Below are 25,449 nucleotides of genomic sequence, written 5' to 3'. Positions count from 1 at the left end.
AAACAGTGAATACGCCTGGTGAAGATTTACGTAGTTACCTAGAAAAACCATTTGAGAGCCCCGATGATGAAACGGTAAGAGCATTTCGGCTTGAATGCCCAGGTACCGGGGAACTTGTATGGGTTACTTTCTCCCCGGAAGCTCAAAGGCAGTTACTGATACAAATTTCGGAAGAGCTCGCCGTCATGAGTGGGGCTCTGACGAAATTTATCGACCGACAAACTGTCTGGCACACAGATAGAAAAACCGGCCGCAAGGCTAGGTATGTCGCATTCACATGTACCCGAGCGTCGTTAACATCAACTTTTGAATCGCTCATTGTTGATTTCATCCGAATGCTAGATGGGATGGAGACAAGTGCGTTTGAGACGTTTGAGGATGTGTTTCTTAAGTGGGAAGAGCTTTTGCAACAGGACATCAGAAAGGTCTCTTTTAATACCCTCGTTGGCTTATTTGGAGAGCTTGTAGTCCTCGAGTATGTGGCTCAAAATGACCCGACGCTCGCTGTTGAATCGTGGTCAGGACCAGAGAACGAAGGCCCTGACTTTAAGAGCGCGTCTTGGAATATTGAAGTTAAGACCACTACAGCGACAAATTACAATCGCCTGCACGTAAGCGATCCCAACCAGTTTGTCCCCTCAGGTGGAATCCCGCTCTATCTAGCTAGAGTGGCTTTAACGACTCATCCGAGGGGGCGAACAATACACGAACTTCGCGATGACATCATTGAGCTGGGAATAAGTAATATCGATCTGGCTGGCAAGATCCAGATGGTATCTGCCCAGATCTTAGAAGATGACACCACTCGCCCTCTTCTGGTTAAAGACATCGGCTTTTACAAGGTTGATGAGACTTTCCCTCATATTGGGGATTTCGGGGCGCCACGCGTAATGGAAGGCGTATCGAACCTGCAATATGACGTGGAATTGCAATACGCATACCGGTTATCCAACGAAGAAATGACGAGCGTTTTTCTAGAGCCAGTGAGGACGAATGTCGAACCTTAAACCGCTGAAACAGTACTCGCCAGAGACAGGGGCCAATGCGGTATCCGCAGATGGAACGCATAAGCTACTCGGCACGTTTGCTATGGATCCTTACGAGATTATGATCCGAGAATGTGCGCAAAACAGTTGGGACGCAAAGCTTGAGTCGTGTCAGACTCCAAGGTTCTTGGTGGATGTTCGTGAGCTTTCAGAGTTGCAGGATGACCTTGTAAAGAATGTGGTCCTTGGTTCTCGGAAGAATCTCGCTACCAGCCTAGTTGAGAGTATTCGTAGCAAAGATCATTTGAAATGCATCGAGATCCTGGACAGGGGCACGTCGGGCCTTGATGGTGAAGCGCGCATTTCTGCACCAAAAAGGGATTCCCAGGGGAGAATCTTGGATACGAATTTTCGAGACCTCGTATTCACACTAGGTGCGACACGTGATACCGAGCTAGGCGGTGGAACGTATGGGTTCGGAAAAATTGCTGCTTTTTTGGTCAGCAAATCGATGACGATTATCTATTGGACTCGTTGCTGGTATCGCGGGCAACTCGAATATAGATTGATCGCTTCGCATATTGGTTCTCCATTTCAAGAGAACGGCAAGCAACATATTGGCCGGCATTGGTGGGGAGACGAACAGGACGGTGAGTTCGTTCCTGTAACTGGAGAGAGGGCTCGCCGAATTGGTGAGGCCATATTCGATCATCACTTTGAAGGACAGGAAACGGGCACAAATATCCTTGTAATCGATCCCGTATATACGAACGCGGAGAGCGAAGAAGAAATAGCTTCAGGCGATGTGAATGATCGCCAGATTGATACGAACGAACTCGGAGCGAAGCTACGAGATTATGCGTTAGTTAATCTGTGGCCGAAAATGACCCCTACGTCGTCTGGGGTGTTGCCGATGGATATAAGAGTGCTAGCAAATGGTGTCGAGCTTTCAATGGGATCTACCCATGAAGATTTATGGGGCATATGGGCCGAAGTCCTAAATGATGTGCGTGATCTCGAGGATGGTGAGATTGAGGAGAGCCCCGAAGGGGAAAACGACATCAAGGTCGTGAAGACGATTGGGTATCAACAAAGGACCAAAGGCGTAAAGGATCTTGGATCACTTGCGATTGTTAGAGATCTTTTCCCGATGGATGAAACGCCCTTTAAACGAGCCATGGTAGGGAAGAACGGAACATTATGCCTGTTGCGAGCTCCTGAACTTGTGGTCAGGTACCTGCCTTTTGGCACAGAGTCTAATGAAGACGCTTATACGTGCGGAGTGTTCAAAGCGTCTCGAGATCCGGAGGTAGATGAGGCATTCTCAGCTGCCGAAAACCCAACTCACACCGAATGGAATACCGGCCAATTAGACGGTGCGAAGCGTGTTTACAAGAACAGAGTCGAGCGAGCTAGACGAGACGTGCGGGCTGTGGCAGCTGCGTTCATGAATCCTGTGAATCATGACGAGGCTAGTGCAGGAGCGAATATCAATATCACGGTTTCTAAGATGTTGGGCTCTCTGTTACCACGTCCAGCCCTACCCGAATCAATGACCACTTCGTCGAAGAGTCGAAGTGGTAGTAAGGGGCGAACGAAAGTACTGTTGCCCGAAATTATCGAGTGCAAATTTGGAGGAATTAGCGGTAACCAGCAGATTCAACATCTACTCATCAAGACCCCTGAAAACGAAACTGAACCTTTGAACGTGTCCCTTGAGGTTTCGATCGTTGCGGAGGCAAAAGAGGTTCTCAGAGATGAGCAACTGGAAGTTCAATGGATTAATCTGAATGACCCGCGCAATAACTCGACGGGTCTAAAGGCAACCCTAGTTGGTGGTGCTGAGTACTTGGCGAAAGTCAAAGCTCCGGGAGGTTGCTTGCTTGAGACCAAGTTGAATGCCGAGAAACCTGAGAATAAGCGAGAAGGGAGGAGAGCCCAGTGAGAAAAGTTCAGGCATTCCCGTTTTTTGCTGCTTCAGACTCGGACGTTCAGTGGGGTAAATGGTCGGTAAACGGCAGTGAGGACGATTCTTTTGAATCGTTGATGGATGAATGGCCTCCTTCTCCATCTGTTAGTTTCGAGATTGGAGCCAAAGTATCCGATCGGTTCTTTGAGAACGTACATGTTCAGGACCGAGAACTGTACAGTCTGGTGATTGAGGCTTACTGTCCCGGAACTCGCTATCTAGTCCATGAAACATCGGGTTTTCGTTCGCGAAATGCCGGCACTCTTGTCACTTCGGTCAGTGTTGACGCATCCAAGGTTATCGGCGAGATCCAACTTACAGCCACCATATGCGGACCGGGATATGTGTCTGATGATCAGAGCGTTCCTGCCGTCCCGTTTGCTCGTCTTGCGACCAATACGACGAAGATACTTGCCCGAGGAGACTCTGCAATTATCCCGACTCGGGAGGTCGAGGGATTAGAATCACCTTGGGAAATTCACGTTAGCTTCCAAGACCTAACTGACCGGTATCAGCATCACATCAATCCCCGTCTAAATGCGAATGAAAAGAAGCTCATTCGAGATTTGAATGCAGGCGACAAGGTATTGCAATGGGCGCTGGTGTGTGACGTTATTCGGACCACGATTCAAGCAGCTTCCTCGTTAGCAAGTGATGACTTGAATGAGGTAGATGACTGCGCTGTGGAATATCCGGAATCACTGGCAGCGGCCGTTGCTAGATATGCAAAGATGATGGACAGCAACTGGACTAGCGCTGACCTATTGCGGGCTTACCGTGACCCGTCAAACTTTGTGGAGATCGAGAATAAGATCAAGAAGGCGGTGAAGAAGAATGTCCGTTAACGGTAGCTGGTTTTTATATCCAGTAGCGTCTTCGGATGTGCTGAGTCAGCAGTTCGAAAACCTTGCCTCTATGTATGCCTCGGGGATGGACATGCGGTCGCATGTTCGGCTCGAGCATCCATCTTTCGCCTACTCACCCGAATTGAACCAAGTCGGTGGTACCAAGGTTACTGCGGCACATCTTAAAGAACTGCAGAATAAGGTGGCATCGCTAATAGATAAGACTAGAGAAGGGGAATTTCTATCTTTCGCAACTGATGCTGACTTTGCATCCCTTCTCCACACAGAAATGAGGGTGCACCCCGCTCAGATTGAGGACGGTCTGATGTGGGCAACGCTAGCGACTTTCATATTGCCTGAGTACGTTCTCAGACGGTTCCCGAAGATTAGCGAAGCGAGATTCGGAGCTACTCGAAGGAATGCTCTTCATAGGCTCTGGTTTAGACGTGAGGCGTTTAGGTTGGAACTAGAAGAGAAGTATGAGCACATATTAGACCAGGACAGTGTGCAGCAAACGGTTGAACGCCCATTGCTCAGTTCTGATAAGCGCCTGGTTGAACTCCTGCTGGAGGTTACAGATGAATCTGTTCCTAAGGGCGTCAATCACAGGCTGTTTTTCCGTGACCTTGCCAAACAGGCAACCTATTTGACGGCAGTGAGCATCCCTGGAGTCATGCCTGAGAAGGTTTTGAAGAGAGAACTATTGAAACGCGCTGCGAATCTGCTGAATGAAAGTGCGACCTAGATTCTCATAGAAAGCAAAGCTTTGCGCAAATACCGCCTTACGCCGGGAGCGCTTGTTGTGCTCCCGGCGTTTGCGTGTCTGCGGGCACTTGCGGTCCGCGTACGGCTGCGACTGCGATCGCAGTTGTGATGGGCACGCTCAAAATGAGGGCGCTGCCGGACGCGAAGATTTGCAGGGCCTCGGCCGCTAGGCTCTCCACCGCGAACAGGTCCGATAAAGACTGGTCATAAAACAGTGCAATCAGCATGACGGAAGACAATGCGGCGCCAGTGTAGGCAAACACTATCGTGTAGATCGTGGAGGCAATGTGGTCGCGCCCAATGCGCATGGCGCTCGAGTAGATCTCTCGTTTCGTGTAAGTGGGGGAGGCAATGCGTAGCTCCCAAACTGCAGAAGACTGCGTGATCGTCACATCGTTCAACACGCCCAGTCCGCTCAAAATAATGGCCGCAACCAAAAGCTGGCTCATATCTAGGCCCGGCAGGCTTGAGGACAAGTTAAACGCAGTCTCGTCAACAAAACCGGACAGATGCCCGAACCTCGTTGCAACGGTGCCAAGAAAAGCAGCCAACAACAGGCCCGCAAAGGTGCCCAACATTGCGGAGGCAGTTCGCATCGAAAAACCGTGCGCAACATGAATCACAACCAGCATGATCGCAGTTGAACCAACCACGCCCACGAGAATCCCGGGTCTTCCCGACGCCAGCGACGGCAACATGAATCGAACGAGCACCAGCACGGCAAACGCAAGCCCTACCAGCGCCATAGCTCCCTTCGCCCTCGCCACGGCCAGCACAACCAAAACGAACAGTAGCGCGAAAAGAAGGATGGGCAGATTGCGCTCAATCCCCGTGAAACTGTAAACCGCAGAGCCGTTTGGGCCGGGTGAACTGATTACCTGAATCACGTCTCCTACAGACAGGTGCGAGGCGGCGGCAGGGCCAGGCGATTCCATCACGGCTTCTTTCCCCGCATCCTCACCCGTGGTCAGCCGGACGGTAAGCGTCACACAAGAATGCGCTCCGCTCGCCGCCAGAGCAGCGCTCTCGCACCGGTGCTCCACTTCAAGAATTTTGGCCTGCTCCCGCGAAACGCCCGGTGCGGTTTGATAACCCGTGAGGGCCTGAACATGCTCAAGTCCCTCCCAGTCAGGCCGTAGCACGTACGCGCCAACAGCGGTCAGAGCCGTAATGAATGCGAGTAGAACAATGATTACCAAACGCGCCTTTGGCGAAGTTGTTGAAGCCTCAGCAGTGCGAGAAATATGTGAGTGCTGGTGTGCCATAGGTGTTTTCTTCTAAACCTAGTTTCAGATTTTGCGTAACCGCAGTTCCCTAACCCGGTGGTCTGCTCCCTTATGAATAACGAGGGTAGCGCGCTCGCGGGTGGGCAGGATGTTGTCCGTTAGGTTAGGCAAGTTAATGGTGTTCCAAATTTCGTGGGCGCGCGCCACGGCCTCCTCGTCCGTCAGATTCGCGTAGGCGCGGAAATACGAGTTCTTGTCACTAAACGCAGTTGAACGTAGCTTCAAGAAACGGTTGATGTACCAAGACTCAATGTGGTCTTGGTCTGCGTCCACGTAAATCGAAAAATCAAAGTAGTCCGAAACCGCTACAGCGCCCGTCTGGTCTTTTGCGGTTCTTGCAGCCTGGAGAACGTTCAGGCCCTCAACGATGAGGATGTCCGGCTGGTTCACCACTTCACGCTCGCCGGGAACAATATCGTAAGTGAGGTGCGAGTAAACGGGGGCGGTCACGCCAGACTGGCCAGACTTCACGTCGGCCATGAACTTCATCAGAGCCGCGCGGTCGTAGGACTCTGGGAAGCCCTTCTTTGCCATTATGCCGCGCTCTTTCAACACGGCATTGGGTAGCAAAAATCCATCCGTTGCAATCAGTTGCACGCGGGGAGTGTTGGGCCACCGGCGCAACAGTTCCCGCAACAGGCGTGCGGTTGAAGACTTACCAACCGCTACCGATCCGGCCACGCCAATAATAAACGGGACCGGCGGGCGGTGGGGTTCGCGCAAAAAGTAGTGTCGGTCGTGTGACAGCCTGCGCGCCGAGTTCACATACATTTGCAAAAGCGCGGAAATAGGGCGGTAAATGGCATCCACTTCCGCAAGATCCATTGGGTCGCCAAGGCTGGAGATCCGCTCAACATCCTCCACGGTTAAAGGTAGTGGCGTTGAATCTGCAAGGTCGCTCCAGGCTTCGCGCGTGAAACGTTGGAACGGTGATTGCTCTGCGTAGAGCCGGGCAGGCGGGTTGAAATGCACGCAACTATTTTGCCTGATTTTTCGCGATTTTTCGCCTCGGATGATGGCGCCCTGTTTTAGGACGTAAAGTTGTGTAGTTGAGGAGGGCAAATGCAGCGAGTTTTTAGCGTGTCAATGATCCGCGCCAGGGAGGCCGCAGCTGTGAAGGCTGCGGGCCTAGATGAGTTGATGAAGGTAGCGGCGCGAGGCGTTGCAGGCGCGGTGCAAGATGTGTACCAGGCCGGCGAGGTAGCTGCGCTTGTTGGTGGCGGTGACAATGGGGGAGACGCGCTGTACGCGGCCGCATTCTTGTGCGGTGAGGGCGTTCCCGTTAAGGCCGTCGTGCTGAGTGATCATCCACACGAACGTGCTTTGACTGCCGCGCGCGCGGCTGGGGTGGAAATCTGCCAGCCTGCTAAGACCGCCGCTGACGTGTTGCCGTTGCTTGCCTCCGCAACTGTATGGATCGATGGCCTTGTGGGCACGGGCACCGAAGGCGCGCTGAAGGAACCGCTGGCGTCAATTGTTGCCGCGTTAGAAGAGGCGCGGGGCCAGTTGCCTGGCCGCAAGGTGGTGGCGGTTGACGTGCCGTCGGGACTAGCAACACCGGACGGTACGGTTCCGGCAGATGCGCTGCGCGCTGACATCGTGGTGACGATGGGCGCGTTGAAGCCGTCGGCGGTGTTCCCTCCCACTTGCTACTACCAGCGCGAGGTTCGCCTAGTGGATTTGGGGCTCGATTTGGGGCCTCATTTTGCCCGCGTACTTGAAGGCGTTGACGTGCGTGAGGTTGTTGCACTCCCATCCGCTACGGATCACAAGTATTCACGCGGCGTGGTGCGCCTGGTGGTGGGATCGCAGAAGTATCCGGGCGCGGCGGTCTTGGCTACCTTGGGAGCACGCGGAGTTGGTACCGGCATGATCCGCCTCGTCACTGATGAAGCTACGCGCACTCTGGTGCTGACTGCCGCTCCCGAGGTTGTAACAGTGGATGGACGCGCACAAGCAGTGGCAGTTGGGTGCGGTATGGACCCGCAGAACTTGGAGGATCGTAGCCGGATCGCTACACAGATTTTTGAGGCGGAAGTCCCCCTGGTGGTTGATGCGGGCGCGATTTCGGTGGCAGCGCAGCTGGTGCACTCTGGTCACGCGGCAGCGCCACAGATGGTGTGGACGCCGCACGCGGGGGAGGCCGCAGCGGCGCTATCGATCCTGGATGAATCTGAATGGACGCGTGAACGCGTGGAGGAAGCCCCAATCAAGGCCGCTATGCGCCTGGCTGGGCTATCTGGCGCGGTAATTGCATTGAAGGGTGCTGCCACGCTGATTGTGAGCCCGCGCGGCCACGTGTTTGTGCAGGCGCAGGCTCCGGCATGGGCGGGCACGGCCGGCTCAGGCGACGTCCTCGCCGGTGCGATTGCGGGTGTTCTTGCCGGCGTGCAGGCGCGCGTCGAGGAGGAAGCGGGCCGCCTCGATTGGGAGGAGCTGACGCGCGCGGTGGCGGCCGCTGTTTGGTTGCACGGGGTGGCGGCGCGGCGTGCAGCTGGATTCGAGGACGTGGATGGGCAGGCCGGCGGGGTTGCTCTGCGTCCGGGCTATGGTTTGGAAGGTGGCCGCCCGATAGCGGCTTCTGATATTGCGCGCAATCTGCCTGACGCTTTTGGGCAGGCCCTGCGCTCGCATAAGAATTCTGCCCGGGAGGCTATGTGACTGAAAACCCAGGAACCCCAAACCCAATCGAGCCGCCCACGCCGGGCCCCTCGACGCCGGACGGATCCTCGGCCCACCCGGCGGCACCTGCAAAGCCCTCTGCGCCGGGCCAAGCTCGCCGCAAGTTGATTGACGCAACTACGTGGAAGTTCATCCTGGTGGGCATTGTGAACACGATTGTGGGCACAACCGTCATGTTCTTGGCGTATAACTGGCTGGGTTTTGGCTACTGGGTGTCCTCAGCGTTGAACTACATTATTGGATCGATTGTGAGCTTCGTGCTGAATAAGTACTTCACGTTCCAAAACAAGGAGCGTTCGCTGCGTCAAGTGTGGCTGTTCATTGTGAATATTGCGGCGTGCTACCTGTTTGCCTACGGGTTGGCTAAGCCCCTGGTTTATGCGCTTACTTCGGGGCTTTCGGTGAAGGTTGCGGATAACTTATCCATGGGTCTCGGTATGATTTTGTTTGTGGCGTTGAACTATGCGGGGCAGCGTTTCGTGGTGTTCGCCAGCAAAACGGATGCCGCCCAGAAGTAGCGTCCCGGTGGTGTCATAGTCTCGAGGAGAATGACAGTGAGTGAACAGTTAGCGCACTATCCGGCGGTTGTCGAGGTCGATGTTGCCGCGCTTGTGGCAAATGCCACGCGCATGCGCACTTTCGCTCCGAAGGCTCGCCACCTGGGGATTGTGAAAGCTGACGCCTACGGGCACGGTAGCCACGAGGTTTCTCGCGCGCTTGCCCGAGCAGGCTACGACATTTTGGGTATCGCCCAGCTTGCCGAGGCTCTTGATCTCAGTAGTTTCCTCAAACAAGAGGGCATTGATGGGGTCAGTGTTTTCAGTTGGATCTTGCCAGTGTCTGACGAAGCTGCCATTCGCCAAGCGATTGAAGCTGGCATTGAACTGTCCGTGTCTAACCTGGACCAGCTTCACCTGATAGAGAGTCAAGGTTTGCCAGCTCGTATTCATCTGAAGGTGGACACGGGGATGGGCCGCGGGGGAGCGGTCCCAACCGAGTTCCCCGCCCTCGCGCTCGCGGCAAGCAAGGCAAAACACGCGAAGATCGTGGGCGTGTGGTCGCATTTGGCGCGCGCGGACGAAGCCGGCGCGGAAGGCAAGCGGGCCACCGACCTTCAAATCAAGATTTTTAACGAGGCAGTGCAGGCGGCTGTAGAGGCTGGCCTGGCCGGTTTTGAGCGCCACCTTGCGGCAACGTCGGGCCAGATCTGGCATGAGGACGCCCATTTCGACATGGTGCGAGACGGCATTGGGTTGTACGGACTTTCGCCAGAGCCGCAGAACACGCCCTCGCTGGACTTGGGGTTGCAACCGGTGATGACGTTGAAGGCTGACCTGGTGCAGGTCAAGCGCGTCTCGCGGGGTCAAACCGTGTCATATGGAGGGCAGTGGGTTGCTCCCACGGATCGCTGGCTCGGCCTGGTTCCTCTTGGATATGGGGACGGTATCCCGCGCCACGCTGCGGGCAAAGGCCCGGTCAGCGTCTATACGCAGGCGGGGAGGATCGACACGCACGTAGTTGGGCGCGTGTGCATGGACCAGTTTGTGATCGACCTTGGGCCCGTGGAGGAAAACGAGCCGCCCGCCCGGGCCGGCGACACCGTGGTGCTGTTTGGCAATCCCAACTCAAAAACCACGCCCGGGTGTCCGCTTGCGGATGATTGGGCGCAGGCGTGCGGCACTATCAACTACGAGATCATTACTCGGTTGGGTGCGCGCGTGCCAAGAGCGTACTCTTAGAGCGGCGCTGATACGTAAAGGAAGACCATGTTTACGATTACTGCAAGAAGCGCGGATGATACGCGTAGCTTGGGGGCCGCTCTTGCCCGGTTTGTGTGCGGGGGCGACATGATTATGCTCACCGGCGATTTGGGGACGGGTAAGACCACGTTCACGCAGGGGCTTGGACGCGCTATGGGCGTGAAGGGCCGCGTTGCTTCCCCCACGTTCATCATTGCGCGCGTGCATAAGGGCGATCCGGATTTGGTGCACGTGGACGCGTATCGCATTAAGGATCTTGACGATCTAGAAACTTTGGATCTGGACACCGCGCTGGAGGAGTCCGTTCTTGTGGTTGAGTGGGGCGAAGGTAAAACCGAGTCGCTTTCCCCGAACCGCCTTGAAGTGACTTTTAAGAACCCTGTCGCCGTGGACGAGTTGAGTGAAAACTTGGAGCACGCTGATTCCAACATTCGTGAGGTCACTTTCAACCCGGTCGGTCCGCGTTGGACCGGTGAGGACGCGCTTGAAGAAACGCTTCGCGAGGCAGTTGAGGGAGCTTACGCATGAAAGACCTGTGCATTGATACCTCCGGTGGTGCGGTAGTTGCGGTTGTAACCGAGGCCGGGACAACGGTAAATACGGAGCCCAACTCTCGCGCTCACGCTGAGCGCCTTGCCGAACTTATCTCGCTTTCGATCAGTGAGGCGGGGCTTGGCAAGACAGCAAAAGAGGCGGACCTGGATCAGGTGATCGTCGGTACCGGGCCGGCTCCATTCACGGGGCTTCGCGCGGGCCTCGTAACCGCTCGAGTAATTGGCCGCGTGGCTGGGATCCCCGTGCGCGGGATTGGCTCGCTCGAGGTTTTGGCTCGCTCTTACCTAGATGACATGCCCGCAGGCGCCGAGATTGTGGTGGTGACCGATGCTCGCCGTCACGAGGTGTATTGGGCGCACGTGCGCGCAGCTGGCCCAAACGACGTTGAGATACTTGAAGGCCCTGCCGTAAACACCGCAGATTTTGTGGCCAATAAGTTCCAAGGTAGCGGCGTTGAGTTCGCGGGCCCGGCCTGCCAGATTTACTCCGACGCTTTGCCGAGCACTCGCGACGCTCAAGGTTTTGACGTGGCTGTGGCTGCGCGGATTGTGCGCGCTCGCCTTGAAAATGGGGTGGAGGACTTTCCGGTAGATCCGCAGTATCTGCGCCGCCCGGATATTCACGGCGAAAAGAAGTGAGCCTGGAGCCCGCCCCGGTGGTTTTAACCGCGGCGAACTTAGAACAGGTGCTGCACTTTGAACAGCAGGTTTTTCCAAAAGCCGACCAGTGGAGCCGCGCCAGCTGGACCGCGGAGCTCTCTAGCCCAGATCGCATCCACTTTGGAATGTTTGACCGCGACGTGCTGATTGCCGCCGCGGGGGCTTCCATAAACGAGGTGGCCGATGTGCTGACCATAGGCGTGCTACCAGAATATCGGGGCCGGGGGATAGCGGGCGCACTACTCGATCACCTGTTGCAGGTGCTTAGAAGCGCCCGGTTTTTCACGCCGAGCCAGGTGCACTACCTGATGCCTTTGGAGGATGATCGCGCGATGGCAGATCCTGCCAGTGCTAGCGATACGTCGAGCGAGGATGACAGCGAATCCGTGGCGGGCATAGAGCGCTCACAGCGCCGGGTTAGTCGCGTGATGCTGGAGGTCCGCGCATCTAATGCCAGCGCGATCGGGTTATACGGATCGCGCGGTTTCAAGCAGATCGCAAGGATTCCGCGCTACTATTGCGCACCCAGCGAAGAAGCCGTCGTGATGGAGCTGGGCCTATAGGTGGGCAGGTAAACACTGCCCCAATTGCAATCTCGTAATGCGTAAAAACCAGTTGGTGGCGACAGGTTTGATGACGATCGGTCATTATGAAACCCAAGTGTTGCCTAATAGACATATTTTTATGACGTTAACAAGGCGCAAAGTGGCCTCAAACCTCTCGGTCGGGGCGGCAGAACAAAGCCCGCTAATTCGCGCCATATAGCCCAAAAGTAGGAATATGTGCGAGGGTCCTGCACCGGCGTGACTATCGTATACGACATGAGCTGCGTTTCACGTATGTACCCTTGAATACATGGCCAATAAAAATCTCGAAACGAGGAAGCGCCGCGCCTGGAACACGAACGTGTTCGTGAAGCAACTAATGGCAATTTCCGGCCTCTTCTTCGTCATGTTCGTTATCGTCCACGCGTACGGAAACTTGAAGATGTTCCTCGGCCAGGAGGCGTACGATCACTACGCTCACTGGTTGAAGGGTGACGCCTTCTATCCGCTACTGCCTGAAGGTGGACTGATCGTTGTATTCCGCACGGCGATGATTCTGTTCGCGCTCGTGCACATCCTCGCCGCGTTCCACACCTGGTATGTTTCCAAGAAGGCACGCGCCGACCGCTACTCGGTTAAGAAGAACGTTGCAGACTCCTACGCTGCGCGCACCATGCGCGTATCCGCAGTGATCTTGCTGTTCATGATTGTGTTCCATATTCTCCACTTCACCACGGCAACGATTCCCGCTGGCTTCGAAGCAAGCGAGATGTCCCCGTACATGAGGATGGTTGGAGCCTTCTCTAACCCGGCCCTCGTTGTCCTGTACGCCGTTTTTGTTGGAACCCTTGCAATGCACATCGGTCACGGCATTTGGTCGGCTCTACAGTCCATGGGCTGGCTCCGTCGTAACACTCAGCACGTTACTGTTGTAATCGGTGGCATTGTTGCTGCAATCGTGTTCGTGATGTTCATGCTGCCGCCGGTCGCTATCGCATTCGGCTTTATTTCTTGAGGAACGTGAAATGACTGATCAGCTTATCCACGGCCTCTACCGCGAAGGCGAGAAAATCGCGGACACCAAGGCACCCTTGGATGTGCCCCTAGCGCAGTGTTGGGAAACCCGTAAGTTCAACGCAAAGCTCGTGAACCCGGCTAACCGACGCAAGCTCAAGGTGATCATCGTAGGTACCGGTCTTGCAGGTGGCGCTGCCGCTGCTTCGCTTGGCGAAATGGGTTACCACGTTGACGCATTCTTCTACCAAGATTCCGCCCGCCGCGCACACTCCATTGCTGCGCAGGGTGGTATTAACGCTGCGAAGAATTATCGCAACGACAACGACTCGGTATTCCGCCTGTTCTACGACACTGTTAAGGGCGGCGACTACCGTGCTCGTGAGACCAACGTTTACCGTCTCGCTGAGGTTTCGGCAAACATCATCGACCAGTGTGTTGCCCAGGGCGTTCCATTCGCTCGTGAATACGGCGGCCTGCTAGATAACCGCTCGTTCGGTGGCGTGCAGGTATCGCGTACGTTCTACGCTCGTGGCCAGACAGGCCAGCAGCTCTTGATTGGCGCCTACCAGGCGCTTGAACGTCAGGTTGAAGCGGGCACGGTGGTGGAACACCGCCGCCACGAGATGGTTGAGCTCATTGTTTCGGACGGCCGCGCTCGCGGTATCGTTGCCCGCAACATGGCAACGGGTGAGCTGGAGACCTACACGGCGGATGCTGTTGTTTTGGCAACGGGCGGCTACGGCAACGTATTCTTCCTGTCCACCAACGCAATGGGCTGTAACGGTACGGCTGTTTGGCGTGCACACCGCAAGGGCGCCTACTTTGGCAACCCCTGCTACACGCAGATTCACCCAACCTGCATCCCGCAGCACGGTGACCAGCAGTCAAAGCTGACGCTGATGTCAGAGTCGCTCCGTAACGACGGTCGTATTTGGGTTCCGAAGAAGGCTGAGGACTGCAAGAAGGATCCGCGCGATATTCCGGAAGAGGATCGCGACTACTACTTGGAGCGCATCTACCCGTCGTTCGGTAACCTCGTTCCGCGTGACATTGCTTCGCGTCAGGCGAAGAACATGTGTGACGATGGCCGCGGCGTGGGTCCGGAGATTAACGGTGTTGCACGCGGTGTTTACCTGGACTTCGCGGAAGCTATTGAGCGCATGGGCAAGGACGCGGTTTCCGCTAAGTACGGCAACCTGTTCGACATGTACGAGCGCATCACAGGCGACAACCCGTACGAAGTTCCAATGCGTATCTACCCGGCTGTTCACTACACGATGGGCGGCCTGTGGGTTGACTACGACCTGCAGTCCAACCTGCCGGGCTTGTTCGTAGCTGGCGAGGCTAACTTCTCGGATCACGGTGCTAACCGCCTGGGTGCTTCCGCGCTCATGCAGGGCCTGTCCGATGGCTACTTCGTTCTTCCGAACACGATTAACGATTACCTCGCTGGTGCGTTCGGCTTCGACAAGCTTGACGAGAACTCGCCTGCCGTTCAGGAGGCGTTGGATTCCACGCAGGCTCGTATCGATAAGCTCATGTCGATCGACGGTAACCGTTCCGTTGACTCGTTCCACAAGGAACTCGGCCACATCATGTGGGAGTACTGCGGTATGGAGCGTAACGAGGAAGGCCTTAAGAAGGCTATTGGAATGATTCGTGAGCTTCGCGAAGAGTTCTACAACAACGTGCGCATTCCGGGTAAGACCAAGGGCGAGATGAACCAGTCTTTGGAAAAGGCCGGCCGCGTTGCCGACTTCCTCGAGCTGGGTGAACTGATGTGTATTGACGCATTGCACCGCGAGGAGTCCTGTGGTGGCCACTTCCGTGCAGAGCACCAGACGCCTGAAGGTGAAGCACTTCGTCATGACGACAAGTTCACCTACGTGGCTGCCTGGGAGTTTGGCACCGACGGCGTTCCGACCCTGCACAAGGAAGACCTGATATACAACAACATCGAGCTTAAGCAGCGGAGTTACAAGTGAACATCACCCTTAAGATTTGGCGCCAGGCCAATCCCGAAGATGCTGGCGCGATGCACGAATACCAGGTACACAATGTGTCGGAAGACTCGTCGTTCCTGGAAATGCTGGACATCCTCAACGAGGAACTATTCGAGGCTGGCGAAGAGCCGATCGCATTCGACTCGGACTGCCGTGAGGGCATCTGTGGCCAGTGTGGCGTTGTAATCAACGGCGTTGCGCACGGCCCGGAGGTCACCACCACCTGCCAGCTCCACATGCGTTCGTTCAACGATGGTGACACGATCACCATCGAGCCGTGGCGCGCAACCGCATTCCCGATTATTCAGGACCTGGTTGTTGACCGCTCGGCTCTGGACCGCATCATTCAGGCCGGTGGCTACATTTCCGTGAACACGGGTGCGGCTCCGGACGCTCACGCTACGCCGGTTCCAAAGCAGAACGCCGACCGCGCGTTCGAGGCTGCCGCTTGCATCGGTTGTGGTGCTTGCGTGGCTGCCTGCCCGAACGCTTCGGCAATGCTGTTCACCTCGGCTAAGGTCACGCACCTGAACCTGCTTCCACAGGGCCAGCCGGAGAACCTTATGCGCGTGAAGAACATGCTGAACCAGCATGACGCGGAAGGCTTTGGCACGTGCACGAACATTGGTGAGTGCGCGGCGGTCTGTCCGAAGCAGATCCCGCTGGATGTTATTTCTACGCTGAACCGCCAGCTTGGAAAGGCCGTCCTGAAGGGCGTGTAACCCAAGCCGTATTGGCCAAGTAAAAGGTGGCTTCGAGAATTATCTCGAAGCCACCTTTTTGTTTTCGTAGCGTGGCGGCTAGTACAGGCCCGCGTGTTTGAGGGCGTTTGCGAGGCCGTCCTCTTCAATGTGGGTAGAGACAAAATCCGCTACCTTTTTCACTTCTGGAACGGCGTTGCCCATGGCGATGCCCATGCCGGCTGTGGAGACCATCTGCAGGTCGTTCAGTTCATCCCCAACAGCTACGGTTTGCTCAATGGGGAAGCCAAGCACTTCGGCCACCTCTTTAAGTCCCGTGCCCTTGTTGTACGCCGATAGCATCACCTCTCCCGTATTTGCCACGCCGGTATCAACCGAAGCGGGAATGATGAGGATCTGCAGGCCAAGGTGTTCGTTAACGTCTTCGATCGTGAGGCCCGAGGCTGGGGGAATGGTAATCATCCCTTTAGATGAGCCCGCTGGAAGTCCCTTCTTGACGTACGGGGTGACCTGGTCAATGTAGGCGCTCCACCGCTCAACTGCTTCGGGAGTGGACTGGAAAAACATTTCCATAAACCCCTCAGCTGGATGAAGCGCATCAGGGGTTTGCCACAGGCTCACAATGCCGTGTTCACGAAAGTAAGCTTCAGCCTCTTCTATGAACTCTTTAGAAAGTCGGTGATCAAAAAGGTCCTCCCCGTCAAGGCGGGCGTGAGCACCGTTTGCGCCGATGAATCCTTGAAAGCCTAGATCCCACAGCCACGGATAGATCTCGGGTGCTGACCTGCCCGTGCAAATCCACAGGGTGTGCCCGTTATCGTGCACCTTCTGAAGCGCTTCGCGCGCGGATTCGGGGACGGTTTGATGCTGGGTAACAACGGTTCCGTCAAGGTCGAGAAATACTAGTCTTTTCATACTTTTATCGTCTCACACTAATGGAGCGGGTAAGCAATAGGTTTTGGTGTGGGATTGTGCCGCTCAGGGTTTAGAATGCTTGAGGTGATGGAAATGAAAGATGCTTTGGTCTTAGGTATTGAGTCGACGTGTGACGAAACTGGCGTGGCGCTGGTTCGCGGCGGGCAACTGTTGGCTGATCGTACAGCCACGTCGATGGACGAGTACGCGCGTTATGGCGGCATTATTCCCGAGATAGCCTCGCGCGCACACCTTGAGTCTTTCTTACCCACTCTTGAAGCGGCGTTAGAGGAGGCCGAAGTTCAGCTTTCAGACGTGGATGCTGTGGCTGTTGCGGCAGGGCCCGGTTTGGTGGGCTCGCTAACGGTTGGGATTTGCGCGGGTAAGGCTCTGGCCACTTCTTTGGGTGTGCCCGTGTACGGGGTGAACCACGTGCTGGGGCATTTGGCTGTTGATGAGCTGGTGCACGGGCCGCTTCCAGATAAGTTCATTGGGCTGGTTGTGTCGGGCGGGCACTCTAACCTCTTGCTCGTAAACAATATTGCAACGGATGTGCGCGAGCTGGGAGGCACGCTCGATGACGCGGCCGGCGAGGCATTCGACAAGGTTGGCCGCTTGCTGGGGCTACCGTATCCGGGTGGCCCGCACGTAGATAGGCTGGCGCAGCAGGGCGATAAGGAAGCGATTAAGTTCCCGCGCGGCCTGTCGGGTGGGCGCGACAAGGAACGCTACCGCTACGACTTCTCTTTCTCGGGTTTGAAGACCGCGGTTTCGCGCTACGTGAAAGCCAAGGAACTTCGCGGTGAGTCGATCAGCAAGGCTGATATTTGCGCTGGTTTTAGTGAGGCCGTGAATGATTCGCTGACGGCTAAGGCTGTTCAGGCAGCGCTTGACCACGATGTGAAGACGATTGTGGTTGGAGGCGGGTTTTCCGCGAATTCGCGTTTGCGTGAGCTGTTGACTGAGCGCGCAAATGCGGCTGGCGTTGAGGTTCGAATTCCGCCGATCCGTTTCTGCACGGACAATGGGGCGCAGATCGCGGCAATGGGTTCGCAACTGGTGCGAAATGGTGTGGAGCCCTCAACCTTGCAGTTCTCGCCGGACTCGCAGATGTCGCTAGACGAGATGGCGATGGCGTAGCGTACGCAAAAGCCTCCAGGAAAAGTATGCGGCTACGATGTCCGCGGGCATTCCCAAAGACAGCTTCATGAGTGCCAGCCACTGCACATTATCGGTGAAGTAGAGCGGGATTTGAACGCTGAGGCGGGCAACGAACACGAAGAACCATATCCACGTGATCTGGTAGTAGCGCAGGCGGGTGAGCTGCCACCCTTCACCTTTACGCCAACGGGTTTTCTCTCCGCGCACTGCTCCGAGCATGACGCCGAGTAGCGGCCAGCGCACCAGGATGGAGATCAGCAGGAGTGAGCCGTAGAACGTGTTCTTCAAGATGGAGATGGCAAACACGTTGACGGCTTGTCCCGTTTTCCACGCCACAAATACCGAGGCGGTCATGCTGAGCACTCCGATGAGGGCAGGGCGCACGGGAAGTCGCTGAATCAGGCGTATGAGCGCGGCGATCGACGTGAAACCAAGAGCCAGGCCCGCGGGGAGCAGGTAGTCTCCGGTGAGGTTCAGCCCAACAAGGAAAATGATCGTGGGGGTCACGGCCTCAACGATAACGCGCCAGCCTCCAATGACGGTGAGGGCGTCAAACTCGTCTTCGTTGATGGCGGCCAGGCCGCTTTTCTTCTTCGGTTCCGTGGGCGTGAGCTCTTGCGCGGCGGTCATGTTTCCCCTTTGTGTCTATGTCAGCCACAGAAAGGATAGTTTGAACCGCGAGTAAACGCCTACATTCTGCGGTTTTAATGACGTAGTGCCATGAACTTGAGTGGCGGTAGTGCCCAGTTCGTGTGAGAACTGTTCTTTTGGTGCTATTGACTTTGATGCCACCTGGATTTATCGTTAAACAATAATATCGATAAACAATAAGGGGGCCATGATGTCTAGATTTGAAAAAGTGCCGTTCTGGTTCGCGGTTGCGCTGGTGTGGGTGCTGTCGCTACTGGTGATTGCCGGTCAGGCGGTGACGGTTATTGAACTGGCAAGTGGGAAACGCTTATTTGGAGGCGCTCCAATTAGCGCCTGCGACTTGCCGAATTTCTGTTTGCAGGGCGAATCGGAGGTTCCGCTAAGCTACGTCTCTGCCACTAGCATTCAGCTTGCTATTGCTGAGGCCGCGCTTGTTGCTGTAGTTGTCGCGGCCGGCCTCATTATTGGTACTGCGGTTATCCGGGCAATCAGTAAGGGCCGCGCTTTTGAGAGGCGCACCGTGCGGCTTATGGGGGTGACCGGCATAGTGCTTGCGCTAGGTGGGGTTGTCTGTGGTTTTGTCTCCGATGCGGCTAGGTCTGCCCTGCAGCAGGACCTGATTGCGTTCCAAGAGGCCGTGCACCCGGGGTCCGGCACTCTCGTCGTGGGGGAGAAGCCGCTGCTTGCCATGGCGCTGTTCTTTGCAGGAGTGTTGGCGCTGGCGCTGTGGGCGGCGTTTAGGCAGGGGGCGCGCATGCGGGAGGAGCTCGACTATGTCGTCTAAACCATTGCCGCACCGCGTTGAGGTGACGTTAGATGCTGTGCTTTCGCAAAGAGGGATGACGCTCACCGCGCTATCCGAGGCCACGGGAATCACGATGGCGAATTTGTCGATTTTAAAAACGGGCAAGGCACGCGCGATTCGGTTCTCTACGCTCAGCGCAATCTGCGAGGTTCTCCAGTGCCAGCCGGGGGACATCCTCAAGCTCGGCTAGCCCGCCAAAACTCGGTTAGCTAGCCGAGGCCCGGTTAGGGGTCGAGGCGGTCAATCCCGCCGTTACAACGGTAAGCTAGCTGCAGTTTTAGTTCGCGGCCTAAAGCGCCGAGTCCGCGCTACTGCCTGCGCACTTCTTTCTTGAGCTCGTTGGGTTTGCTGGCCAGGAAGGTAAGCGGGTCGATCGGGTGGCCGGCCTTGAACTCGGCCTGCATGAGTTCAACCATCGCTCGCGGGCCGTCCTTGTGTCGCGCAGCCGCAATGCTGAGCCGCTGGTAGGCCGCTCCTATGCGCATAATCTCGTGGATATGCTCCAGCTCGTCGCGGCAGCCGATCTCCTCGGCAATGGGGAGTAGCTCGGGAAGCATGTTTCGGATCGTGGTTATCACGTCTTCCTGGTTGCCGGCCTCGTCAACGATCAGATTAGCTTCCATGCCGTAGCGCGATGCCCTCCACTTGTTTTCCGCTACATACCAGTCGGGAATACGGGGCAGTTCTTCCCCGCGGTCGTACATGCGCGAATAGTACTCAACCAGCGTGGCCGTGAGGGCAACAAGTACGCCCACCTCGCGAATGTTCGTGGCTGCGTCAAAAACGCGAATCTCAATGGTTCCCAGCTTTGGCGAGGGGCGAATGTCCCAGCGAATTTCAGAGAAGTCGCTGATAATGCCGGTTCGCGTCACGTCCTCAACGTAACGCTCGAGGTCATCCCACTTCTCAAACTGGCGCGGAATGCCTGCGGTGGGTAGCTGCTGGAAGTACATGGCGCGGTTAGACGCGTACCCGGTGTCTTCGCCCGCCCAGTACGGCGAGGAAGAAGACAGCGCCTGCAGGTGCGCAAACCTCGTGAGTAGGGCATTCAGGATGGGCAGAACCTTGGCGGCATCCTCAATGCCGATGTGCACGTGAACGCCGTACAGCTGCATTTGCCTGCCCCAGTACTGCGTTCTTTCCACTAGGTCGTTGTAGCGGCCCGTGTCGGTAACGCGCTGGTATGCGGGGGTCGCAAAGGGGTGTGTGCCCGCGGTTGCCAGGTCGATGCGCATAGGCGTAGTCACCGGCTGGATGATCGCAATGTTCTCAAGCAGGTCGTCCAAACATTCGGAGGCGTGGCGGCGCGGTTTTGACGTTATCTCAATGGTGTTTAGGAGCATTTCGCGGTGGATGTTTGGCACGTCGCCCAAAGACTCCACGATGTCCATGACGGCATCGGCACTTTGTCTGAGGTCGCCCGTGTCCTTATCGATCATTTGGAGTTCCCACTCCACGCCAATCAGGCCGCGCTCGGACTCGTTGAAATGCATGGTTATCCTATGTTGGTCGCTTGCTCTCTGTTACGAGCCTAGTTTAAAGGTCGAGGCGGCGCGCGATGACTGCCTGGTGACGCCCGTCAACCCTTGTTGCAATGACGGTTACGGGGTTTTCGTAAGAGCTGGTTCTTGGCACCAAAATGCGTTTCAAGGCCGTTTGGAGGGCCGCGGGGTTAATGTCCGCACCGCGCTTCTTTACCTCCACGCTGGTTGGCTCGAGGGCGCGCAGTGCCTTCGAGATGGCTTTCGGCCGCAGTTGCGTCACGTCCAGCACTTCGAATCCACTAAGCGCGTTGGCTTCCTTCCCCGCAACGATCTCGTTTGAAGTCAGGTAGGCAATAGATGGCGAAATCGGGCCTTCTAGCGCCGTGTTGTCTACAAATTGAGCGATGAGGCCAGCGCGAATTACCGCCGGGTCAGGCTCCCACAAATACGTGCCCAGGCCCGCGCTTTCCAACTGCTTGGCCGGCTCCGAGGGGTCGCAAGCCTGTCTGAAAGTAAATGCTTCGCTACCTCTAACTACTGTGGCGGAGCGGCCCGGACCGTGGCTTTGTAGTGCCGGGCTCCACAGGCCCGCCTCCAGTAGCTGCCCGTCCACGGAAACCCAGTTGGCCTCAAAATCAGAGGGGATGTGCTCGTAGCCCAAGCCTGGCGCAACCTTGAGGCCCAGCGCGTCAAAACCGCCCTTACGGAGCGGCTCGCGCCAAGACAGCGCGGTAGGGAGGGAAGGGGACCACTCCTCGGGGGAGCTGATGCGCCGCCCGCCAGCCGCAGCGCCCGTGCGCCGGGCCGGATCAGCAAAGATTGCCTGCACGCCCTCACTGATCAAATGTTCAATATCGAGGGTGGTTACATCCCCCAGGTTGGCCTCGCAGTCGGGCATAAACCGCAGATTAACCTTGGTGCAGGCAACGGCCTCTGGATTAATATCCCACGAACGCACGCGCAAGCCCAGGCTGGCCATCGCCAGGGAATCAATGCCAATACCGCAACCCAGGTCCGCAACCGTGGTGATTCCCGCGTCCTTGAACCGGGCGGCGTGCATCGCGGCCACCTGCAACCTCGTTGCCTGTTCAAGGCCGTCGCGCGTGAAAATCATGGCGCGCGCAAACTCGCCCAACTTATCTTCGGCTTGGCTGCGCAAGGTCAGCTGCGTGAGCACAGCCGCGCGTTCTCCCGCTTCAAGCTCAAAATTTGCGAGGGCGCTTTCCCGCTCAGCTTCGGGGATCTCTTGCAGGTCACCCAAAACCTGCCAGGGGAGTGGCCTTAGAACCAGTTCAACGGGAGAAACACTCACGAGGCTCCTTCATCCAGCTTTTGGCACTCAGCTTGCAAGAGTGCTAATCGAGGATCTAATCTTGTATGTGTAACGCTTACCGTATCCGACCACCCGCGACGGCGGATGCAGCAAATGCGTGCAGTTCAACTACGAATGTGAAAGGGAGTTGGCCAATGTCGATCTCCATTAAACCACTTGAGGATCGTATTGTGATCCAGCAGGTTGAGGCCGAGCAGACTACGGCTTCAGGCCTTGTTATTCCTGATACTGCGAAGGAAAAGCCGCAAGAGGGCACCGTTGTTGCAGTTGGTCCGGGCCGTGTTGATGACAACGGTAACCGCGTTCCGATGGATGTTTCCGAAGGTGACGTTGTTATCTACTCCAAGTACGGCGGCACCGAGGTTAAGTACCGCGGTGAGGAGTACTTGATTCTCTCGGCTCGCGATGTCCTCGCGATCGTTGAGAAGTAACTAGCTCTTCTAACAAAGCATCCCACGCCATTGGCGTGGGATGCTTTTGTGATGCTTAAGCTACCTGCGTTTATGCTACGCGGAAGCGCTTCTTGCGGTTAATAATTTCGCGCCGTTCTTCTTCGGTCAAGCCGCCCCATACGCCGTATGGTTCCTGTACGCGCAGGGCGTGCTCGCGGCACTGCTCGAGTACGGGACAAGCGGCGCAAATTGCTTTGGCTGCCTCCGCGCGGCGGCGCCTAGTTGAGCCGCGCTCACCTTCCGGGTGGAAGAAAAGTTCTGTGTCCATGTCGCGACACGCGCCGAGGTATTGCCAATCCCACCGATCCGCTACGGGACCGGGAAGCCTGGAGATATCTGTCATCCTTCTGCTTCCTTTCATATCGCCTCTGTCTGCGACCAGAACCTATATTATTAGTTATGCAAAAGTTGTTCAAGACCCTTCCGCATATTGTTCGAAACTTTTAAGAAGTTAGGCTCCGGTGGCGCTTCGCTTCTTCGGGCGTAACAATATTAATAGGTGATGTACCTTAAACTTTTCTGGAAATTGTCCAAACTGGAGATGAACAATGCCCCGCCCAGATCTAAGCGCGCACATGAATCCCGCGCCGCTAACCATCGCAACGGTTGCGCAGCGCCTGGGAGTTTCCGCGTCTACGATCCGTACGTGGGAGCGCCGCTACGGGCTAGGGCCAAAACGCGAACCGGGCAAACGCAGAAGGTATAACGAGATTGAACTCAAGCGGCTTGAACAAATGGTTCGCCTAGTCCGTTCCGGCGTGTTCCCCTCGGATGCCGCGCAAGCGATCAAATCTTCCGATGAAGTACTCACCGATAGTGAATCTGCAATTACGGTTGAGTCAATCCTCGACACCGCGCACCGCGGCGACTTCAACTCCCTCCAGCGCAATCTTGACGTGTTGATCTCCCGAGATGGCCTACTCCATACCTGGCACGAGTACATTGGCCCCGCGATGCGCGGCACCTACTACCCGCCCAAAGGAGATAAACCCGGCATCGCTCCTAGGTCGCTAATCACGCAGGCAACACTGTATGCCGTGTATCAGGTAGCCAAGCAAGCGCCGGAACACTCCGCGGGATTCCCGGATGCATGCCCCGTCCTCATTGTCTGCGACGCCGCGCATGAACTGCGTGCCCATATTGTGGGCGTGGCCCTCGAATGGGAGGGAGTTCCCGCCCGCATCGTCCCCGTCACTGCGCCCGCGGAAGGCCCCGACATTTGCCCCCAAGACGTTAGCGAAGCGATCAAAGAATACCGTGACAGTTTTGGCGCGCACGTCCTCATCCTCATCGGCCTGCTTTCATCCGATGAAAAAGTTATCGAGGGTGTGGACGATGGGGGTTCAAACCTGATTCTGGTTGGCCGGCACTGCCCGTTGGATTCCGCCCCGGGCGCCACGCGCCTGCGCACACTAACCGCATGTGTGGAGGAAGCCGTGGATTCAGCTCGAAACTGCTCCATCCCTGAAAACGTTGGGGTTAACTAGTATTATTCCGTTGCCTTGATTGGAGTAATGCCAGATGACTTTCGATTCGGATACGCGCGCCGCGCAGTTTGATGCCCTAATCGATTTTGCAAAAGCCTCCCAAGTGCCAACCGGCTTTGGCTACCTGGATGCAAACGGCACCGTTGACTCCTCGCGCCCCGTAGAACTTTGGATCACCTGCCGCATGACGCACGTGTTCTCACTGGCATCAATGATGGGCGACCTCGAAGCAAATGTGCTGGCCACCCACGGCGTGAAAGCACTGGCCACATACTTCTTCGACCAGCAGTATTCAGGCTGGTTCTCAGCCATTGGGCATGACGCTGACAACGTGCATATTGTTGATGGCACAAAAATGGCGTATTCCCACGCGTTTGTGGTGTTAGCGGCCTCGTCGGCAAAAATCGCGGGTATCGAGGGGGCCTCGGACCTTTTGGACCTAGCGCTTTCCGTGCAGGACGAGTTCTGGTGGGAGGGCGACCAGGCGAAGGTGCGCGAAAGCTATGATCGTGGGTTCGTGGAATGCGAAAAGTATCGCGGCGTTAATGCGAACATGCACACCGTTGAGTCCTACCTGGCCGCATATGACGCGACGGATGAGAGGCAGTGGCTAAACCGTGCGGTGGCGATACTCAACTGGGTTGTTGAGGAAGCCTCGAAGAACAATTGGCACGTGCCCGAGCATTTCGATGAGAACTGGAACGTGCTGCCGGACTACAACCGGGATCGGCCCAAGGATCCGTTCCGTCCGTTCGGTTTCACACCGGGGCACGGGTTTGAGTGGGCTCGCCTTGCCGTACACGCTGGGGCGCAGCTGGCGCGTAGCGGAGAAAAAGTGCCGCACTGGATGCTAGAGGGCGCGCTCGAACTGTTTGACCGCGCAGTAGTGGACGGGTGGAACGTGGACGGTGCCCCCGGATTCGTTTACACCATTGATCAAAACGGCAAGCCCGTGGCGCGCGAGCGCATGCACTGGGTGGCGTGTGAAGCGATCGGGGCGGCCGTGACGCTGGCGCGCGCCCTCGAAGGAAACGACGGGTTTGCGGCCGGCGACGCCGCGAAGGCAGAAGATCTGAAAGCTCGCGCTGAGGCCTGGTGGGAGTACTGCGAGCGCTACCTGATTGAACAGTCGGGCCGCTGGTGGCATGAGCTGGATGAGAACAATCAGCCATCCACCTTGACCTGGCCGGGCAAACCGGACGCCTATCACGTGGCGCAAATGCTGCTGCTACCCGAGCTTCCACTTGCGCCCACGTTTGCGCGCGCGATCAAGGAAGCGATCGCGTAGAAGGCCGCCGCTGGGCAAAGAAGAGCGCAAGAATCAGAGGGGGAGCCCTGCGCATAAGTGGTAGGGTGAAGGCCGCTCAACGACGAGTTGTGGAGGTTCC

General features: G+C 56.5%; 26 protein-coding genes. 19 read left to right on the top strand and 7 right to left on the bottom strand.

Going from position 1 to position 25,449, the window contains the following annotated elements; genetic code table 11:
- Positions 1–5 precede the first annotated feature (5 nt).
- The 4 genes from HMPREF2854_RS01470 to HMPREF2854_RS01455 are packed head-to-tail and all read left to right on the top strand — an operon-like array spanning position 6 to position 4,545.
- Positions 6–1,007: a PD-(D/E)XK motif protein gene (locus HMPREF2854_RS01470; protein WP_070618100.1), complete on the top strand. Its 1,002-nt coding sequence runs from the start codon at positions 6–8 to the stop codon at positions 1,005–1,007.
- Positions 994–2,931 (top strand): hypothetical protein, encoded by a 1,938-nt coding sequence (locus HMPREF2854_RS01465; protein WP_070618095.1) that lies wholly within the window; start codon positions 994–996, stop codon positions 2,929–2,931. Before HMPREF2854_RS01470 ends, HMPREF2854_RS01465 begins: the two co-directional genes overlap by 14 nt.
- Entirely contained in the window at positions 2,928–3,800 is an 873-nt protein-coding gene (locus HMPREF2854_RS01460) for a hypothetical protein (RefSeq protein ID WP_070618093.1), read from the top strand. The genes HMPREF2854_RS01465 and HMPREF2854_RS01460 overlap by 4 nt, the downstream gene beginning before the upstream one ends.
- The gene (locus HMPREF2854_RS01455; RefSeq protein WP_070618090.1) at positions 3,790–4,545 is read left to right on the top strand and encodes a DUF6339 family protein; all 756 of its coding nucleotides are present in this window, start codon (positions 3,790–3,792) and stop codon (positions 4,543–4,545) included. Before HMPREF2854_RS01460 ends, HMPREF2854_RS01455 begins: the two co-directional genes overlap by 11 nt.
- A 37-nt stretch (positions 4,546–4,582) precedes the next feature.
- Here HMPREF2854_RS01455 and HMPREF2854_RS01450 read toward each other — a convergent pair whose 3' ends face one another.
- Both HMPREF2854_RS01450 and coaA read right to left on the bottom strand, forming a co-directional pair.
- On the bottom strand, positions 4,583–5,830 hold the full coding sequence (locus HMPREF2854_RS01450) for a YibE/F family protein (RefSeq protein WP_070618088.1): 1,248 nt from the start codon (positions 5,828–5,830) through the stop codon (positions 4,583–4,585).
- Between the two features lie 24 nt (positions 5,831–5,854).
- Positions 5,855–6,823, bottom strand: coding sequence for a type I pantothenate kinase (gene coaA, locus HMPREF2854_RS01445; RefSeq protein ID WP_034506880.1), 969 nt, complete (start codon positions 6,821–6,823; stop codon positions 5,855–5,857).
- 90 nt (positions 6,824–6,913) lie between these two features.
- Here coaA and HMPREF2854_RS01440 point away from each other — a divergent pair, with 90 nt between their 5' ends.
- From HMPREF2854_RS01440 to HMPREF2854_RS01400, 9 genes are all read left to right on the top strand, one after another.
- Positions 6,914–8,512 carry a bifunctional ADP-dependent NAD(P)H-hydrate dehydratase/NAD(P)H-hydrate epimerase gene (locus HMPREF2854_RS01440; RefSeq protein WP_070618085.1) on the top strand — a complete coding sequence of 533 codons (1,599 nt, stop codon included), beginning with the start codon at positions 6,914–6,916 and terminating at the stop codon, positions 8,510–8,512.
- Complete coding sequence (locus tag HMPREF2854_RS01435; protein WP_083309314.1) at positions 8,509–9,051, top strand: GtrA family protein; 543 nt, start codon at positions 8,509–8,511, stop codon at positions 9,049–9,051. The genes HMPREF2854_RS01440 and HMPREF2854_RS01435 overlap by 4 nt, the downstream gene beginning before the upstream one ends.
- A gap of 30 nt (positions 9,052–9,081) precedes the next feature.
- Complete coding sequence (gene alr / locus HMPREF2854_RS01430; protein WP_070618082.1) at positions 9,082–10,272, top strand: alanine racemase; 1,191 nt, start codon at positions 9,082–9,084, stop codon at positions 10,270–10,272.
- A gap of 27 nt (positions 10,273–10,299) precedes the next feature.
- Positions 10,300–10,821 carry a tRNA (adenosine(37)-N6)-threonylcarbamoyltransferase complex ATPase subunit type 1 TsaE gene (gene tsaE, locus HMPREF2854_RS01425; RefSeq protein ID WP_034506876.1) on the top strand — a complete coding sequence of 174 codons (522 nt, stop codon included), beginning with the start codon at positions 10,300–10,302 and terminating at the stop codon, positions 10,819–10,821.
- On the top strand, positions 10,818–11,486 hold the full coding sequence (gene tsaB / locus HMPREF2854_RS01420) for a tRNA (adenosine(37)-N6)-threonylcarbamoyltransferase complex dimerization subunit type 1 TsaB (protein ID WP_070618079.1): 669 nt from the start codon (positions 10,818–10,820) through the stop codon (positions 11,484–11,486). The genes tsaE and tsaB overlap by 4 nt, the downstream gene beginning before the upstream one ends.
- Positions 11,483–12,070 carry a GNAT family N-acetyltransferase gene (locus HMPREF2854_RS01415; RefSeq protein WP_083309312.1) on the top strand — a complete coding sequence of 196 codons (588 nt, stop codon included), beginning with the start codon at positions 11,483–11,485 and terminating at the stop codon, positions 12,068–12,070. Before tsaB ends, HMPREF2854_RS01415 begins: the two co-directional genes overlap by 4 nt.
- A gap of 292 nt (positions 12,071–12,362) precedes the next feature.
- Entirely contained in the window at positions 12,363–13,067 is a 705-nt protein-coding gene (locus tag HMPREF2854_RS01410; protein ID WP_070618073.1) for a succinate dehydrogenase cytochrome b subunit, read from the top strand.
- A 10-nt stretch (positions 13,068–13,077) separates the two neighbouring features.
- Positions 13,078–15,054: a fumarate reductase/succinate dehydrogenase flavoprotein subunit gene (locus HMPREF2854_RS01405; RefSeq protein WP_070618069.1), complete on the top strand. Its 1,977-nt coding sequence runs from the start codon at positions 13,078–13,080 to the stop codon at positions 15,052–15,054.
- Positions 15,051–15,794, top strand: a complete 744-nt coding sequence (locus HMPREF2854_RS01400; protein ID WP_034506864.1) for a succinate dehydrogenase/fumarate reductase iron-sulfur subunit — start codon at positions 15,051–15,053, stop codon at positions 15,792–15,794. Before HMPREF2854_RS01405 ends, HMPREF2854_RS01400 begins: the two co-directional genes overlap by 4 nt.
- Before the next feature lie 78 nt (positions 15,795–15,872).
- On the opposite strand, the gene HMPREF2854_RS01395 is transcribed toward HMPREF2854_RS01400, so the two are convergent.
- Complete coding sequence (locus tag HMPREF2854_RS01395; protein ID WP_070618066.1) at positions 15,873–16,688, bottom strand: HAD family hydrolase; 816 nt, start codon at positions 16,686–16,688, stop codon at positions 15,873–15,875.
- Positions 16,689–16,781: 93 nt separating this feature from the next.
- On the opposite strand from HMPREF2854_RS01395, the gene tsaD reads away from it, so the two are divergent.
- Positions 16,782–17,828, top strand: coding sequence for a tRNA (adenosine(37)-N6)-threonylcarbamoyltransferase complex transferase subunit TsaD (gene tsaD / locus HMPREF2854_RS01390; RefSeq protein WP_070619460.1), 1,047 nt, complete (start codon positions 16,782–16,784; stop codon positions 17,826–17,828).
- Here the strand turns inward: tsaD and HMPREF2854_RS01385 are convergent.
- On the bottom strand, positions 17,805–18,479 hold the full coding sequence (locus tag HMPREF2854_RS01385) for a DUF3159 domain-containing protein (protein WP_070618063.1): 675 nt from the start codon (positions 18,477–18,479) through the stop codon (positions 17,805–17,807). The genes tsaD and HMPREF2854_RS01385 overlap by 24 nt on opposite strands.
- A 211-nt stretch (positions 18,480–18,690) precedes the next feature.
- Here HMPREF2854_RS01385 and HMPREF2854_RS01380 point away from each other — a divergent pair, with 211 nt between their 5' ends.
- Positions 18,691–19,284, top strand: a complete 594-nt coding sequence (locus HMPREF2854_RS01380; RefSeq protein WP_158237788.1) for a DUF2975 domain-containing protein — start codon at positions 18,691–18,693, stop codon at positions 19,282–19,284.
- Entirely contained in the window at positions 19,274–19,495 is a 222-nt protein-coding gene (locus HMPREF2854_RS01375; RefSeq protein ID WP_070618058.1) for a helix-turn-helix domain-containing protein, read from the top strand. The genes HMPREF2854_RS01380 and HMPREF2854_RS01375 overlap by 11 nt, the downstream gene beginning before the upstream one ends.
- A 118-nt stretch (positions 19,496–19,613) precedes the next feature.
- Here HMPREF2854_RS01375 and HMPREF2854_RS01370 read toward each other — a convergent pair whose 3' ends face one another.
- Positions 19,614–20,798, bottom strand: a complete 1,185-nt coding sequence (locus HMPREF2854_RS01370) for a glutamate--cysteine ligase (RefSeq protein ID WP_070618054.1) — start codon at positions 20,796–20,798, stop codon at positions 19,614–19,616.
- Positions 20,799–20,841: 43 nt separating this feature from the next.
- Positions 20,842–22,101: a THUMP-like domain-containing protein gene (locus tag HMPREF2854_RS01365; protein ID WP_070618051.1), complete on the bottom strand. Its 1,260-nt coding sequence runs from the start codon at positions 22,099–22,101 to the stop codon at positions 20,842–20,844.
- 155 nt (positions 22,102–22,256) lie between these two features.
- Between HMPREF2854_RS01365 and groES the strand changes: the two genes are divergently transcribed.
- Entirely contained in the window at positions 22,257–22,553 is a 297-nt protein-coding gene (gene groES, locus HMPREF2854_RS01360) for a co-chaperone GroES (protein ID WP_016444087.1), read from the top strand.
- 70 nt (positions 22,554–22,623) lie between these two features.
- Here groES and HMPREF2854_RS01355 read toward each other — a convergent pair whose 3' ends face one another.
- Positions 22,624–22,917, bottom strand: a complete 294-nt coding sequence (locus HMPREF2854_RS01355) for a WhiB family transcriptional regulator (RefSeq protein ID WP_070618048.1) — start codon at positions 22,915–22,917, stop codon at positions 22,624–22,626.
- Between the two features lie 205 nt (positions 22,918–23,122).
- Between HMPREF2854_RS01355 and HMPREF2854_RS01350 the strand changes: the two genes are divergently transcribed.
- Positions 23,123–24,061: a MerR family transcriptional regulator gene (locus HMPREF2854_RS01350; protein ID WP_070618045.1), complete on the top strand. Its 939-nt coding sequence runs from the start codon at positions 23,123–23,125 to the stop codon at positions 24,059–24,061.
- A gap of 34 nt (positions 24,062–24,095) precedes the next feature.
- Positions 24,096–25,349 (top strand): AGE family epimerase/isomerase, encoded by a 1,254-nt coding sequence (locus HMPREF2854_RS01345; protein WP_070618042.1) that lies wholly within the window; start codon positions 24,096–24,098, stop codon positions 25,347–25,349.
- Positions 25,350–25,449: the final 100 nt, after the last annotated feature.

This window comes from Actinomyces sp. HMSC075B09, assembly GCF_001812395.1.
Taxonomy (GTDB): domain Bacteria; phylum Actinomycetota; class Actinomycetes; order Actinomycetales; family Actinomycetaceae; genus Gleimia; species Gleimia europaea.
Note: the sequence above shows the minus strand (reverse complement) of the source record. Positions and strands in the feature narration are given on the sequence as shown.